Origin of the sequence: Streptomyces griseus, assembly GCF_001715295.1 — a bacterium.
GTDB classification, from domain to species: Bacteria; Actinomycetota; Actinomycetes; order Streptomycetales; family Streptomycetaceae; genus Streptomyces; species Streptomyces griseus_G.
Genome location: NZ_MDKB01000005.1, coordinates 47772 through 63634, shown reverse-complemented (window position 1 = coordinate 63634; position 15863 = coordinate 47772). Strand labels below are relative to the sequence as shown.

At 70.9% G+C, this 15863-nt stretch carries 11 protein-coding genes; 7 read left to right on the top strand and 4 right to left on the bottom strand.

Going from position 1 to position 15863, the window contains the following annotated elements; genetic code table 11:
* Positions 1-173 precede the first annotated feature (173 nt).
* Complete coding sequence (locus BA175_RS25150; protein WP_254667982.1) at positions 174-1448, top strand: N-acetylmuramoyl-L-alanine amidase; 1275 nt, start codon at positions 174-176, stop codon at positions 1446-1448.
* A 164-nt stretch (positions 1449-1612) separates the two neighbouring features.
* Here BA175_RS25150 and BA175_RS25145 read toward each other — a convergent pair whose 3' ends face one another.
* Positions 1613-2749, bottom strand: coding sequence for an aminoglycoside phosphotransferase family protein (locus BA175_RS25145; RefSeq protein ID WP_069173806.1), 1137 nt, complete (start codon positions 2747-2749; stop codon positions 1613-1615).
* Between the two features lie 232 nt (positions 2750-2981).
* Between BA175_RS25145 and BA175_RS25140 the strand changes: the two genes are divergently transcribed.
* The gene (locus BA175_RS25140; protein WP_069173805.1) at positions 2982-4475 is read left to right on the top strand and encodes a DNA-binding protein NsdB; all 1494 of its coding nucleotides are present in this window, start codon (positions 2982-2984) and stop codon (positions 4473-4475) included.
* A 163-nt stretch (positions 4476-4638) separates the two neighbouring features.
* Here the strand turns inward: BA175_RS25140 and BA175_RS25135 are convergent, their stop codons facing one another.
* Entirely contained in the window at positions 4639-6084 is a 1446-nt protein-coding gene (locus BA175_RS25135) for a PP2C family protein-serine/threonine phosphatase (protein ID WP_069173804.1), read from the bottom strand.
* Positions 6085-6592: 508 nt separating this feature from the next.
* Here BA175_RS25135 and rpmG point away from each other — a divergent pair.
* A complete protein-coding gene (gene rpmG / locus BA175_RS25130; protein WP_069173803.1) occupies positions 6593-6757 on the top strand; it encodes a 50S ribosomal protein L33 in 165 nt (54 codons plus the stop codon).
* A 341-nt stretch (positions 6758-7098) separates the two neighbouring features.
* Here rpmG and BA175_RS25125 read toward each other — a convergent pair whose 3' ends face one another.
* Positions 7099-7599 (bottom strand): tetratricopeptide repeat protein, encoded by a 501-nt coding sequence (locus BA175_RS25125; protein ID WP_069173802.1) that lies wholly within the window; start codon positions 7597-7599, stop codon positions 7099-7101.
* A 60-nt stretch (positions 7600-7659) separates the two neighbouring features.
* On the opposite strand from BA175_RS25125, the gene BA175_RS25120 reads away from it, so the two are divergent.
* Entirely contained in the window at positions 7660-8403 is a 744-nt protein-coding gene (locus BA175_RS25120) for a VanZ family protein (RefSeq protein WP_069173801.1), read from the top strand.
* Between the two features lie 116 nt (positions 8404-8519).
* Here the strand turns inward: BA175_RS25120 and BA175_RS25115 are convergent, their stop codons facing one another.
* Positions 8520-10274, bottom strand: a complete 1755-nt coding sequence (locus BA175_RS25115; RefSeq protein ID WP_079159800.1) for a glycoside hydrolase family 6 protein — start codon at positions 10272-10274, stop codon at positions 8520-8522.
* A 943-nt stretch (positions 10275-11217) separates the two neighbouring features.
* Here BA175_RS25115 and BA175_RS25110 point away from each other — a divergent pair.
* From BA175_RS25110 to BA175_RS25100, 3 genes are all read left to right on the top strand, one after another.
* Positions 11218-14163 (top strand): glycoside hydrolase family 48 protein, encoded by a 2946-nt coding sequence (locus tag BA175_RS25110; protein ID WP_069173800.1) that lies wholly within the window; start codon positions 11218-11220, stop codon positions 14161-14163.
* Between the two features lie 297 nt (positions 14164-14460).
* Positions 14461-14976 carry a DinB family protein gene (locus BA175_RS25105; protein WP_069173799.1) on the top strand — a complete coding sequence of 172 codons (516 nt, stop codon included), beginning with the start codon at positions 14461-14463 and terminating at the stop codon, positions 14974-14976.
* Positions 14977-15056: 80 nt separating this feature from the next.
* A complete protein-coding gene (locus tag BA175_RS25100) occupies positions 15057-15776 on the top strand; it encodes a DUF4230 domain-containing protein (protein WP_069173798.1) in 720 nt (239 codons plus the stop codon).
* The last annotated feature ends 87 nt before the right edge of the window (positions 15777-15863 follow it).

Genomic DNA, 15863 nt, shown 5'->3' with positions numbered 1-15863 from the left:
GGGGGGGGGGGGGGGGGGGGGGGGCACCGCGCGACATAGCCGGACAAGCGCAAACATGCGGGGACACGGCACTGTTGACTCGCCCTCACCACGCGTCCCAGAGTGTGCGCCGACACGGAACGCTGGGATCGCTCAGGATCGGCTCGGGCCCGCCCGGCCCGGAAAGGGTTGCCATGACGCCGAAGCAGAGGAACAGGCGCACGCTCGCACTCACCGCGGCGGGAGCGCTGGGCGCCGCCCTGCTCAGCCCGGCGGCGCAGGCCGGCGCGGACGAGGTACGCCCCGAATGCCCCCACAGTCTCACCTGCGACTGGGTGCCTGCCGCCTACCAGCAGACGGGCGACCCGGCCGACAAGGACACGTACGGCAACTACGACACGGCGGACCGGCCGGACAGCAACGCCATCAAGTTCATCGTCCTGCACGACACCGAGGTCGACTACGACACCACCCTGAAGATCTTCCAGAACCCCCGTAACCAGACCTCCGCCCACTACGTCGTGCGCTCGGTCGACGGCCACGTCACCCAGATGGTGAAGAACAAGGACATCGCCTGGCAGGCCGGCAACTGGTACCTCAACACCCACTCCATCGGCATCGAGCAGGAGGGCTTCGCCGCGGAAGGCGCCACGTGGTACACACCCGAGATGTACCGCTCGACCGCGAAGCTGGTGCGGCACCTGGCGGCGAAGTACGACATCCCGCTGGACCGGCAGCACATCCTCGGCCACGACGGCGTGCCGCCCACCAGCGCCGCCGGCACGAAGAACATGCACTGGGACCCGGGGCCGTACTGGGACTGGAACCGATTCATGGCACTGCTGGGCAGACCCGCCGTGCCCAGTGCGCCGCGGACCGGTGAACTGATCACCGTCAGCGCCGACTTCGCCCGGAACCGACAGACGTTCCGCGACTGTGAGAAGGGGGCCGACCTGCCGCCGCAGGGGAGCAGCGCCGTACCGCTGCACACGGAGCCCTCCGCGGACGCCCCGCTCTTCTCCGACCCGGGGCTCCACCCGGACGGCTCGCCCGGCACGAACTGCGCGGCGGACTGGGGCAGCAAGATAAGCGCCACCCAGCAGGCCGTGGTCGCCGGCCGGGAGCCCGGCTGGACGGCGATCTGGTGGTACGGACAGAAGGCGTGGTTCCGCACCCCGCCCGGATCCGGAACCACCGTGCCGACCGCGGGACTTGTGGTGAAGCCGAAGGAAGGCAGGGCGCAGGTGCCGGTGTACGGGGTGGCCTACCCCGAGAAGAGGAGTACCCCCCGGACTTCGCCAAGCCCGCCGTGGGCAGTCCGCTCGTCTACACCATCAAGGCGGGCCAGGCGTTCCCCGGCGGGGGCGAGGCGCCCACCGGGTACTACTACGCGCCGACGATCGACGCCTCCAAGCCGTACGACCACACCTACTTCCGAGGTGGCGAGAAGTACGTCACGGTCCAGATAGGGCACCGGATCGGCTTCGTCAGAGCGTCCGACGTGGACGTGGTGCGGGCCGGCTCGTAGCCGGAAGAACCGCACCGCCGCTCCCGGCGTGCTGCGGGGCCCGGTGTCGGCTCCGGTCCCCGCAGCACGCCTCCCCCGTCGGCCGGGCGGAGGTGCCCGACGTGGTCAGCGTGTGCCCACCGCGGCGCGCACGGCACGCCGGGCCATCGCGCAGTCGTCGTGCAGCCTGCGCAGCAGCAGCCGCTGCTCCTCGCCCGAGGAGAGTGCGCCCTGCCGTACCTGTCCGCCCGCGGACGGTGCGCCCTCGCGCATGGCCCGCTGCACCGCCGTCTCGTGCATCCGGATCTCCCGCGTGAGCACGAGCATGAGGTTGACCAGGAAGGCGTCGCGCGACGCAGCACCCGCTGCCTGCGCCAGTTGGCTGATCTGCCGCCGGGCCACCGGCGCGTCCCCGAGCACGGCCCAGAGCGTCGCGAGGTCGTAGCCCGGCAGATACCAGCCCGCATGCTCCCAGTCGACCAGTACGGGGCCGGTGGGGGGCAGCAGGATGTTGGAGAGCAGCGCGTCACCGTGGCAGAACTGGCCCATCCCCTGCCTGCCGCCCGCGTGCGCCAGACCGTGCAGAAGCTTCTGCAGGTCGCCCAGATCACGGTCGGTGAAGAGGCCCAGCTCGTGGTAGTGGGCGATGCGTGAGGCGTAGTCCAGCGGGGTGTCGAACAGGCCGGCCGGGGGCCGCCAGGAGTTGACCCGGCTGATCGCTCCCAGTGCGGCGCGCAGGTCCGCGCGGGGCGGGGCCTCCGCCGGATGCCTCGTCAGTGCCGCGACCCGGCCGGGCATCCGCTCGATCACCAGCGTGCAGCTCTCCGGGTCGGCGGCGAGGAGCCGGGGGACCCGTACCGGCGGGCGGTGCCTGACGAAGGCCCGGTACGCAGCTATTTCGTGGCGGAACCGTTCGGTCCACGCGGGGGAGTGGTCCAGTAAGCACTTGGCCACCGCGCTGGTGCGGCCGGTCGTGCCGACGATGAGCACCGAGCGCCCGCTGCGCCGGAGCACCTGCACCGGATTGAACTCGGGGCAGATGCGGTGGACGGATGCGACGGCCATCCTCAGCTGTGCGCCCTGCGGGCCCGACAGGTCGAGCCGGCCGCTCGGTGGCTGGATGCCCGGCCCCGCCGTCCGCCGGGTGCGACCCGTGCCGGACGCCGGTGACGCGGCGCGGGGGTCGAGATACGGCCCGCCGCCCGCACCCATGGGGCGAAGCGGCCGGGGCGGGGCGGACACGGAGGACGATGCTGTGTACATGAGCGAGACAGATCCCTTCGTGCGCCGACAGGTTGCGTGCGCCGCCCCGGCCGGCGGCCGTCCGGCACCCTGGGGAGTACCGAGGGGCTGCCGGGCGGGGTGGCGCTTTCCTACCTGACACCGGAACGCCCTTGGCAGACCATCTGGCGCACCCTGGCGAACCCTGGCGAATAGTCCCCCCGCATCTGACAGGGGGTTAGTGTCAAGTCAGCCGAGAACCTGGGGGCTTGACGTGACCGGAGAACCCAACACGCGCCTTTCTGACCTGTTCGGCATGGCCGGCTGGTCCAAGGGCGAGCTCGCGAGAATGGTGAACCGGCAGGCGGCGGCCATGGGCCACCACCAGTTGGCGACCGACACCTCGCGGGTCCGGCGCTGGATCGACATGGGGGAGTCCCCCCGTGACCCGGTGCCCGACGTGCTGGCAGCTCTGTTCACCGAGCGGCTCGGCCGTGTCGTGACCATCGAGGACCTCGGGTTCGGCCGACGCGGGCGTGTGGGGAAACGGCGGGAGACCGGGACGGAGAACAATCCCGACGGCCTGCCGTGGGCGCCCGAGCGGACGGCGGCGGTCCTCACCGAATTCACGGGAATGGACCTCATGCTCAACCGACGCGGCTTGGTGGGCGCGGGCGCCGCGCTCACCGCCGGCTCCGTACTGACCGGTGCCATGAACGACTGGCTGCGGTCCGAGCCCGCTCCGGCGGCCCGGACCGCGCGCCCCGACGACCCCCTCCACGCGGACAGCGCGGGCTACGACCGTTACGAGGCCGCTCCCATCGGGTCCGAGGAGATCGAGGCGCTCGAGCGCTCGGTCGAGGTGTTCCGGGCCTGGGACGCCGCACGGGGCGGCGGGCTCCAGCGCAAGGCCGTCGTGGGCCAGCTCAACGAGGTGGGAGGCATGCTCGCCTACCGTCACCCCGACCATCTGCAGCGGCGCCTCTGGGGCGTCGCCGCCAACCTCTCGGTCCTGGCGGGCTGGATGTCCCACGACGTCGGCCTCGAGCCCACCGCACAGAAGTACTTCGTCATCGCCGCCCACGCGGCGCGCGAGGGGGGTGACCGCCCCCGTGCGGGCGAGGCGCTCTCCCGCGCCGCCCGGCAGATGGTCCACCTGGGCCGCCCGGACGACGCCCTGGACCTCATGAAGCTCGCCAAGTCCGGCTCGGGCGAGGAGACGCTGCCCCGTACACAGGCGATGCTGCGGACCATCGAGGCCTGGGCGCAGGCGTCGATGGGCCGCGGGCAGGCCATGCGCCGCACACTCGGCGAGGCCGAGGAGCTCTTCGTCTCGGACAAGGGCGACGTGCCACCGCCCAGCTGGATGCAGATGTTCGACGAGGCGGACATGCACGGCATGCAGGCCCTGGCCTTCCGCACGCTGGCCGAGCACGAACCGGCCGCGGCCGTCACGGCGCAGCGCCATGCCAAGCAGGCGCTGGACCTTCGTGCGAACGGCCGCCAGCGGTCCAAGATCTTCGACTACATCTCCCTCGCCTCGGCGTGCTTCATCGCCGACGACCCGGAGCAGGCCGACCGCTACGCACGGCTCGCCCTGGTGTCGATGGGGGAGACCTCCTCCCAACGCACCTGGGACAGGCTGCGTGAGATGTACCGGCTCACCGGTCAGTTCGCCGGGTACGCCAAGATCGAGGACCTGCGGGAGGAGATCGAACTCGCCCTTCCGCAGGGCACCTTCAAGAAATCCGGAGGTGCCCGTACCTGAACCGGGCGCGGGTACCGGGTCCGGAGCGGTCGGCACCGGGCCACCCGGCTCGACCCTCTCCGCCCCGCCCGCAGGGCGATGCGCCGTGGGTCCCCCCACGGTCCGGCGGTCCCTCCGGCGGGTCGGCACCCCGCAGCCCGGCGGCCCCTGGGTCCGCCGGTCCTCACTCACCGATGCGGACCACCAGCACGCACGCGTCGTCGAGCCTTTCGGCCGCGCCGAACTCCTCCACGACGGTGCGTACGCAGTCCTGTGCGGTGCGGGCCCGCGCGAGCCGCGGTGCGAGGCTCAGAAGCCCTTCCGGTCCGGTGCTCCGACCGTCCTGCCGTGTCAGTCCGTCGGTGTGCAGGACCACCACATCACCCGGCAGCAGGACAACCCGGTCCTGCTCGTAGACCACGTGGGAGGCCGCACCGAGCAGCATTCCGTCCGGCGCGGGCAGTGGCCGCCCCACTCCGTCGCGGAACAGCAACGGCGCGGGGTGCCCCGCCTGTGCCCAGGTGAGTGTGGCGGTCACGGGATCGAAGCGGCAGCACACCGCGCTGCCGAGAGCGGGCTGGGCCGAGCACTCGATCAGCTGGTTGAGATGGCCCATCCCCGCACCGGGCCCGACGCCGGCCACGGCCATCCCGCGCAGTGCGCCGAGCAGCGTGGCCATGGCCGACGTGGCGGGGATCCCGTGGCCGGTCAGTTCCCCGACGGTGAGCAGCGTCTCTCCGTCCGGGAGGCGCAGAGCGTCGTACCAGGTCCCGCCGATCAAGTCGCTCGAACCCGCAGGCAGGTAGTGGGCGGCCACGTCCGGCCCGCCCCTGTCCGGGCCGGGCACGGACAGCGTGCCCGGCTGCAGCACGGACTCCTGGAGCTCCACCGCCATCCGGCGCTCGGCCCGCGCCAGGTGCTCCCGGCGCGCCAGCGAGTCACGGGCGCTGACCACGACGTGCTCGCTGCGCCTGAGGGTGCTCACGTCCCGCAGCACCGCCCACATGGAGGCGGTGCAGCCGTTCGCGTCGAGTACGGGCTCGCCCGTCATGTGGAGCGTCCGCACGTCGCCGTCGGGCCTCAGGATCCGGAACTCGCCGTCTATCGGTCTGCCGTCCACCAGGCAGCCCGTCACCATCGAGGTGAGCAGCGGCTGGTCCTCGGCGAGGAGCATGGACGGCAGCTCGTCCAGGGACAGTGCGCCGGACCCGGGGTCCCTGCCGAAGATCCGGTACAGCTCGTCCGACCAGCTGACCTCGTCGGTGAGCAGATTCCACTCGGCGCTGCCGACCCTGCTGACCAGTGTGCCGGTCGCGGGCGCTGCCGAGGACCCCGGCGGGGTGCGCGGGTCCGAGGAGCGCCGCACCCCCGGTTCGGCGTTCGTCTGTGCCGGGATGCCGTTCCTGAGCTGCCCCAGGTGCTCGCCCAGGTCGTCGAGCTGGTGGACCGCGAGTTCGCAGAGCGCCCGCTGCCAGCGCAGCCGGGGGTCGTCGTCATCGATCACCGACGTGTCCCGCCGCACGGCGTCCACGTCTCCGCGCAGCCGGCGCGCCCTGGTGATCAGCGCGTCGACGGCGTCCTGCGCGGGGGGGCGTGGGCCGGAGCGCTCCGTGAACAGAGGGGACGGCATCTTGTACTCCGATACAGGCGCGGCCGGTTCGTGGGGGTGGACCGAACACGACTGTCGCACAGGGCAGGGAAGCCCGTAAGGCATTTGGCGACACTCGACCCGTTGTTGCTTCTGGCATATGCCTTCGGACGGGTGGGAGTGGGTTTCCGTCGAACACCCTTTCTCTGACGCGCAGTTGACGCAGGTGGAGCGGCGCGCGCGGGTGTGCGCCCGCGCGCGCGTCCCCCGGGCGGCGCACTCTCCGTGGGGCAGAGCGTATGCGGGGCTCAGGGGTCCCTGGGGAGCGCCGGTCGTGGACGACGCCGGACAGGGCGTCGACGAGTCGTTCGGTCCCTGGATCGGATGTGTGCCGCCCGTGTGATCGCACTCGCTCCAGGCGTCGGGTGCGGTCGGCTGCGCCCGCGGACGGGCGGGAATGGGAGGGCCCCTGGTGGCGTTATGCCACCGGAACGAAAACGATACCCATCCCCGACAGGGGAACGGGTCGCCGTACCCCCTGGAGGCCCCCATGGCACGCAGTGAGACCAGGCCCGTCGTCGTCCTCCGGTCGACCGCCGGAACCGGGCACACCTACGTCACCCGCAAGAACCGCCGCAACGACCCCGACCGTCTGGCGCTGCGCAAGTACGACCCGGCGGCCGGGCAGCACGTGCTGTTCCGCGAGACCCGCTGACCCGAGCCGGGCCGGCGCACCGGCCGGGCCGCGTGCCGCCGCTCCGCAGGGTGCGCACCGCCGTGGTGGAGCAGCCGTCCGGGCGGCACCCAGGTCCGGCATGGCGTGAATCACATCAATGGGTGCCCGTTCCGCGGAACGGGCGTGGGTGGTTTATCGTTCATCTATACGTGGAGGCGAGCGGGCGAACAGCCGCCGCACCCCACACACGAGCCGCCCCGGCTGGATTCCCCCGATCCGGCCGGGGCTCCCCCTTTTTTCCGTGCTCTCCCGTCTCCGCGGCCGGCCTGCGCTCGCGGAGGAGTACCGTTCCGGCGGCGTGAGGGGCGGGCCGCCACCCCTCACATGATCCGCGTCAGGTCCTCCGCGTAGTGCTCGATGGGCGCCCGGTACCGCTGGACCCGCGGGCTGTCGCTGGTCGCCGCGAGCAGCCGCAGCAGAAGCTGCATCGCCTCGTGGTGCTCGCCCGTGTTGAAGAGCGCCATGGACAGGAACGCCCGCAGGGCACCGTCGTCCGGGAACTCCGCCACGCCGCGGCGCAGCGTCTCGACCGCCTGCCCGAACCTGCCGAGCACCCGGTAGGTGCTGCCGAGCCCGAGCAGCGCGCCTCTGCGGTCCTCCTCGCCCAGATCGCCGCCCTGCAGGCAGCGCTCGTAATACGGGACGGCCTCAGCCTCCAGACCGAGGACGTCGTGGACCCAGGCGGTCTGGTAGGCCACGTCCGAGTCGTCCGGGAAGGCGGCGGTCAGCGAGAGCAGGCGCTCCCTTGCCTGCTCGGGATGGCCCTGCTCCCGAAGGGCGACGGCCTCCGCCAACAGCAGGTCCTTGTTCTGTGCGCTCATCACCCCATGTTCGCACTCGCGTCCGGGTGTGACCGCCAGGGGTGGGGGCATCCGTTGGCCATGACTGAAGAGGTGGAATCCGGTGCGCGACGCAGACCTGTAGGCCGACTCCTGCTGCGGGTGGCGGTGTTGATCGCAGCGTCGGCAGGTCTCGTGGTGTTCTCCTACGTCCTGGCCAAGGTGACGCTCACGCCGTCCCCCGCCTCGGAGGACATCGTGACGTCCAATCTGAGGCCGGGACACTCCCTGCGCCAGTACGCGGAGCAGTACACCTTCCTCGCCGCCTGCAAACAGGCGGGCGGCAACCTCGTCCTCGGCATGCCGTTCGGCGTGCTCCTGCCGATCCTCGTCCCCCGGCGGCTGCGGATGATCCGTATGACCGTCCTCACGGCGCTGGTCATGGTGGTCGTCGAACTGACGCAGGGAGCCCTCGTCACGGGGCGGGCCTTCGACATCGACGACGTGATCCTCAACACCACCGGAGCCCTGCTGGGGTACCTGCTGGTGGGGCGGCGGATCAGCCACCGCTACCACACCCTCTTGGACGAGCCGGTCCGGGAGAAGGCGGCAGGGGCCCCGGGGCCGGAAGCACCGGAGCCCGAAGCGGACTCCGGGCCCCGCCCCGGAGCCAGGACCTGGCGGCCGGGCCGGAAGCCCACCGCCGGAGCCGGGGCGCCGGCGGGGAAGACGGCGGCGGCACGCCGGAGCGCGCCCGCGCCGGCTGACCGCGGACGCGCTCTCGTCGACCGGTGGCGCGGCCGTCGGCCGGGCCCCGGCGGGGGAGCACCCGGAGCCCGCCCGTAGGGCCTCCCGGCCGGACCGTGCCAGCTCCCGGACCCCACGGGCCCGGCACGGTCCGGCCGGGAAATCCCGGGTGTTCCGTCCGGACCGCGCCGTTCGCGCGGTCCGGACGAAGGACCCTAGAGCGCCGGGTAGGCGTTCTTCATCAACTCCTGGAACTGGGCGGAGAACCACTTACCCGAGATCGGCGCGTCGGGCAGAGCACCGGACATGTGGTTGTTGTTCCGGGGGTTGCCCGTGTAGGTCGGGTCGCACATCCGGTCGAAGCCCTTGCCCTCGTTGTTCGGGATCTCCTTGCTGGAGCCGTCGGACTCACCCGGAGGCTTTATCCAGACGTAGGCGTCGATCCCGGCTTCGGGTGCCGCCTTCGGCCGTTCGCCGAGGCCCGCCCCGGACTGGTTGCACCAGTTGCCCAAGTGGATGCGACGGTCGTAGCGTCCACCGTCCACATAGGTGTCCACGCTGGTGGTCGCACCCGGTCCGGTCGGCCGGTTCGCTCCGCCCCAGCCGTTGCGGGAGGTGTCGATCAGCATGCCGATGTCGGAGTTGAAGCCGACGGAGACGAGCTTGGTGCGGAACGCCTGTGCGAAGGACAGCTCGTCGGTGTAGCGGTTCCAGTCGACCCACTTGGACTGGCGCACGGACGTGCCGTTCACGGTGTCACCGATGGAGAAGTTGTTCTCCTTCAGCGCGCTGTAGTTGGCCGTGTTGGTGATGAAGCCCTGCACGTCGTTGACGGTCGCGCCCTCCGCGGTCGCGGCCTGGTGGATGATCTCGGCGGACGGGCCGAAGTTGTCGTCCCAGCCGAGCCACCCGTGGTGTCCCGCGTCGATGTAGTTGTAGACGTTGGGCGCGTCACCGAGCTTGTTGAGCGCGTAGCCGACGCCCTTGACGTAGTTGCCGTTCGCCTTCATCACGTCACAGGCCGGCACGGCGGTCGGACGGCCGCCGGCGTTGGTGACCAGGTTCGGGAGCGAGTCGATCTCGACCGTGTTGACGATGCGGAGACCTGCGTACTTCGGGTCCGCGAGGATCGCCGCGATCGGGTCGATGTACTCCGTCTTGTAGCGGTCGATCTCGGTGGGGCCGAGTTCACCGTTGGAGGCCAGGGCCGAGCAGTCGCGCCCGGGAAGGTTGTAGATGACGAGCTGGACGACGAGCTCCCCGGAGCCCTTCTGCGCCAGGGCCGCGTCCAGGTGGTCGCGGAGTCCCATACCGCCGTTCGCGCCCTCGATCGCGGCGATCCGGTCGAGCCAGATGCCGGTCGGCTGGTTGGCGATCCGGCTGCCTCCCGGCTCGGCGGCGGCGTTCGCCGACCACTCCGGGTTCACGTAGACCTTCGCGCCCGCGTACGGGTTGTCCACCTTGCTGCCCGCGGGCGGGTCGGTGGGAGGGTCGGTCGGGTCCGGGGGATCGGTGGGGCCGGTGGTGCCACCGTCGCAGGTGACTCCGTTCAGCTTGAACGTCGCGGGGACGGTGCTGTTGCCGTTCCCGGTCGCGTTGAAACCGAAGGACGTGGAGGCCCCGGTGGCCAGAGCGGCGTTGTAACCGGCGTCCTTCGCGGTGACGGCCGAGCCGCTCTGGGTGACAGTGGCGTTCCAGCCCTGACTGACTTTCTCGCCACCGGCGAACGACCACTCCAGCTGCCAGCCGGACAGGGCGGCGCCCAGGTTCTTGACGCTCACCGAGGCGGTGAGTCCGCCGTTCCACTGATTGTCGATCTTGTAGTCGACGGTGCATCCGGCCGCCGCGGCGGCGGAGGCCGAGAAGGGCGCCACCGCGGCGGCGGAACCCGCGGCTGCGGCGACGAGTGCTCCCGCCGCTATGAGTGCAGTTCTGGATCGGCGCAGGGAGGTGCGGCTCGTGCGGCTCATACGAATTCTGTTTCCTCAGCTGTCGAGGGCACGCGGATGTTCCGCGCAGCCCGTTTCGTACGGGGTGGGGGTACCGTCGTAGTCGCGGACGTGGACGGACCTGAGAAGGGTCCCGGGTCATGCGGGTCCGTCCGGGAAAGACGTGTCCGCGGTCCTCGAACCTCTGCGTGACCCGGTCGGCGAGGCCGTGGGAGCAGGTGTTCACGCCGTCGCGGCCCATGAGGAGCGGGACTTCGGCGAGGACCGGGGCGAACGGGCGGGCACAGGAGTGCCCGTCGGTGCGGACGTGGGAGTCGTGGACGTCAGGGACCGGGCCGACGCGGCCGACGAGGTCGGTCGGGTCCGCCGGAGCCGTGATGCCCGTCGGGTCGGTCGGATCCGGTTCGGGATCCGTGGTGCGGAGCGTGCCGTCGAGCCCGTACGCGTCGGCGTGGAGCCCGGGCCCGTCCCGGATGCCGGGAGGCCGGCGAGGGTTCCCGCACCGTGCGGACGCCTTCCGTCGCGGCTCCGGCTCGTCGCGACGACTTCTGCCGGACCGGGACCACCGGGCGTTCCCGCCCTGTGTCCACCGTCCGTACGTCCGGCAGCTCGCGTCCGAAGGAGCTACACCTCCTGGTGGGACGACCCAGGCCGGTGACCGCGGCGGTGGTGTGCCTCACGTGCGGGGAGTGATGCATGAGCGACCCCTTCCAGATCGGACGCGCCCCCTACGGCACGTCCACTGATGGAACCGCTCCCACTGGTGTGGCTTGACGTTAGAGCGTCAAGTGGTGTCGGTCAACAGGCCAGTTGAGATCTCCTGTCATCGAAATTATTCGACTCTTCACGTCTCTTGACTCCGATTTTCCCTGTCTCCATGCTGGGAGCGCTCCCACTGGTTCAAGGCTTGTGCTCGATCCCCGCACGCCCCCCATGTCGCCGAGCCGCGAGGAGGTACCCGCGCATGCCGACGGGAACCGCACGAAGAACCTGGTTACCGAAGAGACTCCGCCGAGTCGGACGCAGGCGGCTGTGGACCGCGTCCGTGGCCGCGTTCGCCCTCCCTCTGGGTTTGACCGCCGCAGCCGGCACTCCTGCCCAGGCCGCCGCGGTGCAGTGCAGTGTCGACTACAGGACGGATGACTGGGGTTCGGGCTTCACCACCGAGCTCACCCTCACCAACCGGGGCGCGGCCGCGATCGACGGCTGGACCCTGACGTACGACTACGCGGGCAACCAGAAGCTCAGCAACGGCTGGAACGGCACCTGGTCTCAGGCCGGCAGGACCGTCACCGTCAAGAACAGCGCCTGGAACGGGACCGTCGCCGCCGGGGCCGCCGTGACGACCGGCGCCCAGTTCTCGTACAGCGGCACCAACACCGCACCCACCGCCTTCGCCGTCAACGGCACGGTCTGCGCGGGCGCACACCAGCCGCCGATCACCGTCCTCACCAGCCCCGCCGCGGGCAGCGTCTTCTCCGCCGGGGACGCGGTCCCGCTGGCCGCCACCGCGGCGGCCGCCGACGGAGCGGGAATCAGCAAGGTCGAGTTCTACGACGACACGACCCTGCTCGGCACGGACACCACCTCCCCCTACAGCTTCAGCGCCCAGGGCCTCGCGGCCGGCAACCACTCCGTGTACGCCAGGGCCTACGACAGCCTCGGCGCCTCGGCGGAGTCGGCGCCCGCGGGCATCACCGTCGTGGCGGGCCCCGCCGTCGTCGCCACGCCCGCACAACTGGGCGTTCAGCAGGGCAGGTCGGGGACCTTCGACGTGAAGCTGTCCACCGCCCCGCCGGCGAACGTCACCGTCACCGTGGCCCGCACCGCGGGCAACACCGGGCTGAGCGTCACGGGCGGGGCGAGCCTCACGTTCACCCCGGCGAACTGGTCCACCGCACAGAAGGTGACCGTCGCGGCCGACAGTTCCGGTAAGGGCGCCGCCACCTTCACCGCCACGGCCCCCGGCCACGGCAAGGCGGAGGTCGTCGTCACCCAGCTGGCCGGGTCGAAGGAGTACGACGCGCGCTTCCTCGGCCTCTACGGGAAGATCACCGACCCGGCGAACGGCTACTTCTCACCGGAGGGCATCCCCTACCACTCCGTCGAGACGCTGATCGTCGAGGCCCCCGACCAGGGCCACGAGACGACATCGGAGGCGTACAGCTACCTCATCTGGCTGCAGGCCATGTACGGCAAGATCACGGGCGACTGGACGAAGTTCAACGGTGCGTGGGCGACCATGGAGAAGTACATGATCCCCACCCACGCCGATCAGCCGACCAACTCCTTCTACAACGCGTCGAAGCCCGCCACCTACGCGCCCGAGCACGACACCCCGAACGAGTACCCCGCGGTCCTCGACGGCTCGGCGTCCTCCGGCTCCGACCCGATCGCCGCGGAGCTGAAGAGCGCGTACGGCACCGACGACATCTACGGCATGCACTGGATCCAGGACGTCGACAACGTCTACGGATACGGCAACACGCCCGGGAAGTGCTCGGCCGGCCCCGCCGATACCGGGCCGTCCTACATCAACACCTTCCAGCGCGGTCCGCAGGAGTCGGTCTGGGAGACCGTCACCCACCCGACCTGCGACAACTTCTCCTACGGCGGCCGGAACGGATACCTCGACCTGTTCACCGGGGACTCCTCCTACGCCAAGCAGTGGAAGTTCACCAACGCGCCCGACGCCGACGCCCGTGCCGTCCAGGCCGCCTACTGGGCGGACGTCTGGGCCAGGGAACAGGGCAAGTCGGGCGAGGTCGCCGCGACCGTCGGCAAGGCCGCGAAGATGGGCGACTACCTGCGCTACTCCATGTTCGACAAGTACTTCAAGAAGGTCGGCAACTGCGTCGGCCCGACCACCTGCCCCGCGGGCTCCGGCAAGGACAGCGCGCACTACCTGATGTCCTGGTACTACGCCTGGGGCGGCGCCACCGACACCTCGGCGGGCTGGTCCTGGCGCATCGGCTCCAGCCACGCCCACGGCGGGTACCAGAACCCGATGGCGGCCTACGCGCTGAGTTCCGTCGCCGACCTCAAGCCCAAGTCGGCCACCGGACAGCAGGACTGGGCCAAGAGCCTGGACCGGCAGCTGGACTTCTACCAGTGGCTCCAGTCCGACGAGGGAGCCATCGCGGGCGGCGCGACCAACAGCTGGAAGGGCAGATACGCCCAGCCGCCGGCCGGCACACCGACCTTCTACGGCATGTACTACGACGAGAAGCCCGTCTACCACGACCCGCCGTCCAACCAGTGGTTCGGCTTCCAGGCGTGGTCCATGGAGCGCGTCGCCGAGTACTACCACGAATCGGGTGACGCACAGGCCAAGGCGGTGCTCGACAAGTGGGTCGACTGGGCCCTTTCCGAGACGACCGTCAACCCGGACGGCACCTACCTCGTGCCCTCGACGCTCAAGTGGTCCGGTGCGCCGGACACCTGGAACGCGTCGAACCCCGGGTCCAACGCGGGCCTCCACGTCACGGTCGCGGACTACACCAACGACGTCGGGGTGGCCGGTGCCTACGCCCGGACGCTGACCTACTACGCCGCCAAGTCCGGTGACACGCAGGCAAAGGCCACGGCCGAGGCACTGCTCGACGGCATGTGGAGCCACTACCAGGACGATGCCGGAGTGGCGGTCCCCGAGACCCGCGCCGACTACAACCGCTTCGACGACCCGGTCTACGTACCCAGCGGCTGGACGGGCGCGATGCCCAACGGCGACACCGTCGACAAGGACTCGACGTTCCTGTCCATCCGCTCGTTCTACAAGGACGACCCGAACTGGCCGAAGGTGCAGAGCTACCTGGACGGTGGAGCCGCACCGGTCTTCACCTACCACCGGTTCTGGGCGCAGGCCGACATCGCGCTCGCCCTGGGGGCCTATGCCGATCTCCTCGAGTGACTGAGTGAGTGAGCGTACGTCAGGGGCACCCGGCCGCCGGCCGTCACCGGCGGCCGGGTGCCCCGCCGGCGCCGGCGGGGCACCCGGCGCGGTGACGGGCCCCGACCCGCCGGGGCGTGAGGCGGGTGCCCCGAGCCGGTGCGGTCCTCCGCGTCCGGCGTCTGAAGGGGGGAAGAGGGCCGGCGGGCGGAGGCACCGGCCCCACCGAGCCCGCGGGCGCCCCGCCGGATACGGGCAGCTGCGCCGGGCACGCCACATGCCTGGCGCCGGCCCGAGGCCGCCAGGCATGATCGCACGATGACATGGACAGCACCTGAGGTCACCCGAATCCTCGGCCCCCTCGCCGCCGGTGAGCGCGAGACGCTCACCGCCTTCCTCGCCTTCTACCGCACCACGCTCCTCGCGAAGTGCGCGGGCCTGACCGGCGAACAGCTCGCCGAGAGGACGGTACAGCCGTCCGGCCTCACCCTGCTCGGCCTGATCCGGCATATGGCGAAGGTCGAACGCACGTGGTTCCGTGAACGGTTCGCCGGCCTCTCGATGCCTCCGATGTACGACCGGGACAAGGGCAAGGACGCCGACTTCGAGGATCTCGCGCCGGCCGACGCCGCCGCCGACTACGCGCGGCTCGTCGAGGAGATGCGCCTCGCGGACGAAGCGGTGGCCGACGCGTCGCTCGACGACACCTTCACGCACCAGGGGACGGTCCACTCCCTGCGGCTCGTGCACGTTCACATGATCGCCGAGTACGCGCGCCACATCGGCCACGCCGACCTGCTGAGGGAACGCCTGGACGGGGTGACGGGGGCGTAGCGCACACCCGCCCGTACAGGATCTGGCGTAATCGGTGTGCGGGGCGGACTGAAATCGGCGAGCGGGGTCACATGGAAGGCATGACGTCCACTGACGTAAGGACAGACAGCGCCGGAGAGCCCGACGACGGCAACAGGCCCCACTCGCGCCCGCGTTCGCGCACGCGAGGATGCCTGCCCTTCGCCGGCGTGTGCGCCGCCGGCCTCGTCCTGCTGCTCCTGGGCAGCAGGCTCAGCCTCCTGCCCGGACTCGGCGGTCTCTTCGGCGAGGAGACGAGGGACCGCTCCGGTCCCGCGGTACTCAAATCGATCCAGGACATGAGTGCCTACGAGGCGGCCTCCGGGAACTTCCAGGTCGTCGTCGACCTGGAGAAGGACGCGAAGTTCCTTCCCGACGCCATCCGCGGCACCCGAACCCTCTACGTGGGCGCCGGAACCGTCCAGGCATCCGTCGACCTCGGCAAGGTGGCCGAGGACGGGGTCGTCGTCGACGAGGACCGGACGACAGCCGAACTCCGCCTGCCCCACGCCGTACTGGGCAAGCCGGCCCTGGACCCGGACCGCTCCTACGCCGTGTCCAAGCAGCGAGGCCTGCTGGACCGGCTCGGCGACCTCTTCTCCGACAATCCCGGCAGCGAACAGGCGGTCAACAAAGTGGCCGTCGAGCACATCGGGAAAGCGGCCGAGGAGAGCGACCTCACCGACCGGGCGGAGAAGAACACCGCCGCGATGCTCCGGGGACTTCTCGGATCGCTGGGCTTCGAGAAGGTCACCGTGACCTACGTGGGCCCCCGCTCCTGAGCCGTACGGCGCGCCCGCCCGTGCGCGCTGCGCCGGGCGGGTGCCCAGGGCCCCCGCCGTGTCGCAGCCCCGGCCCGGCGCGCCGAC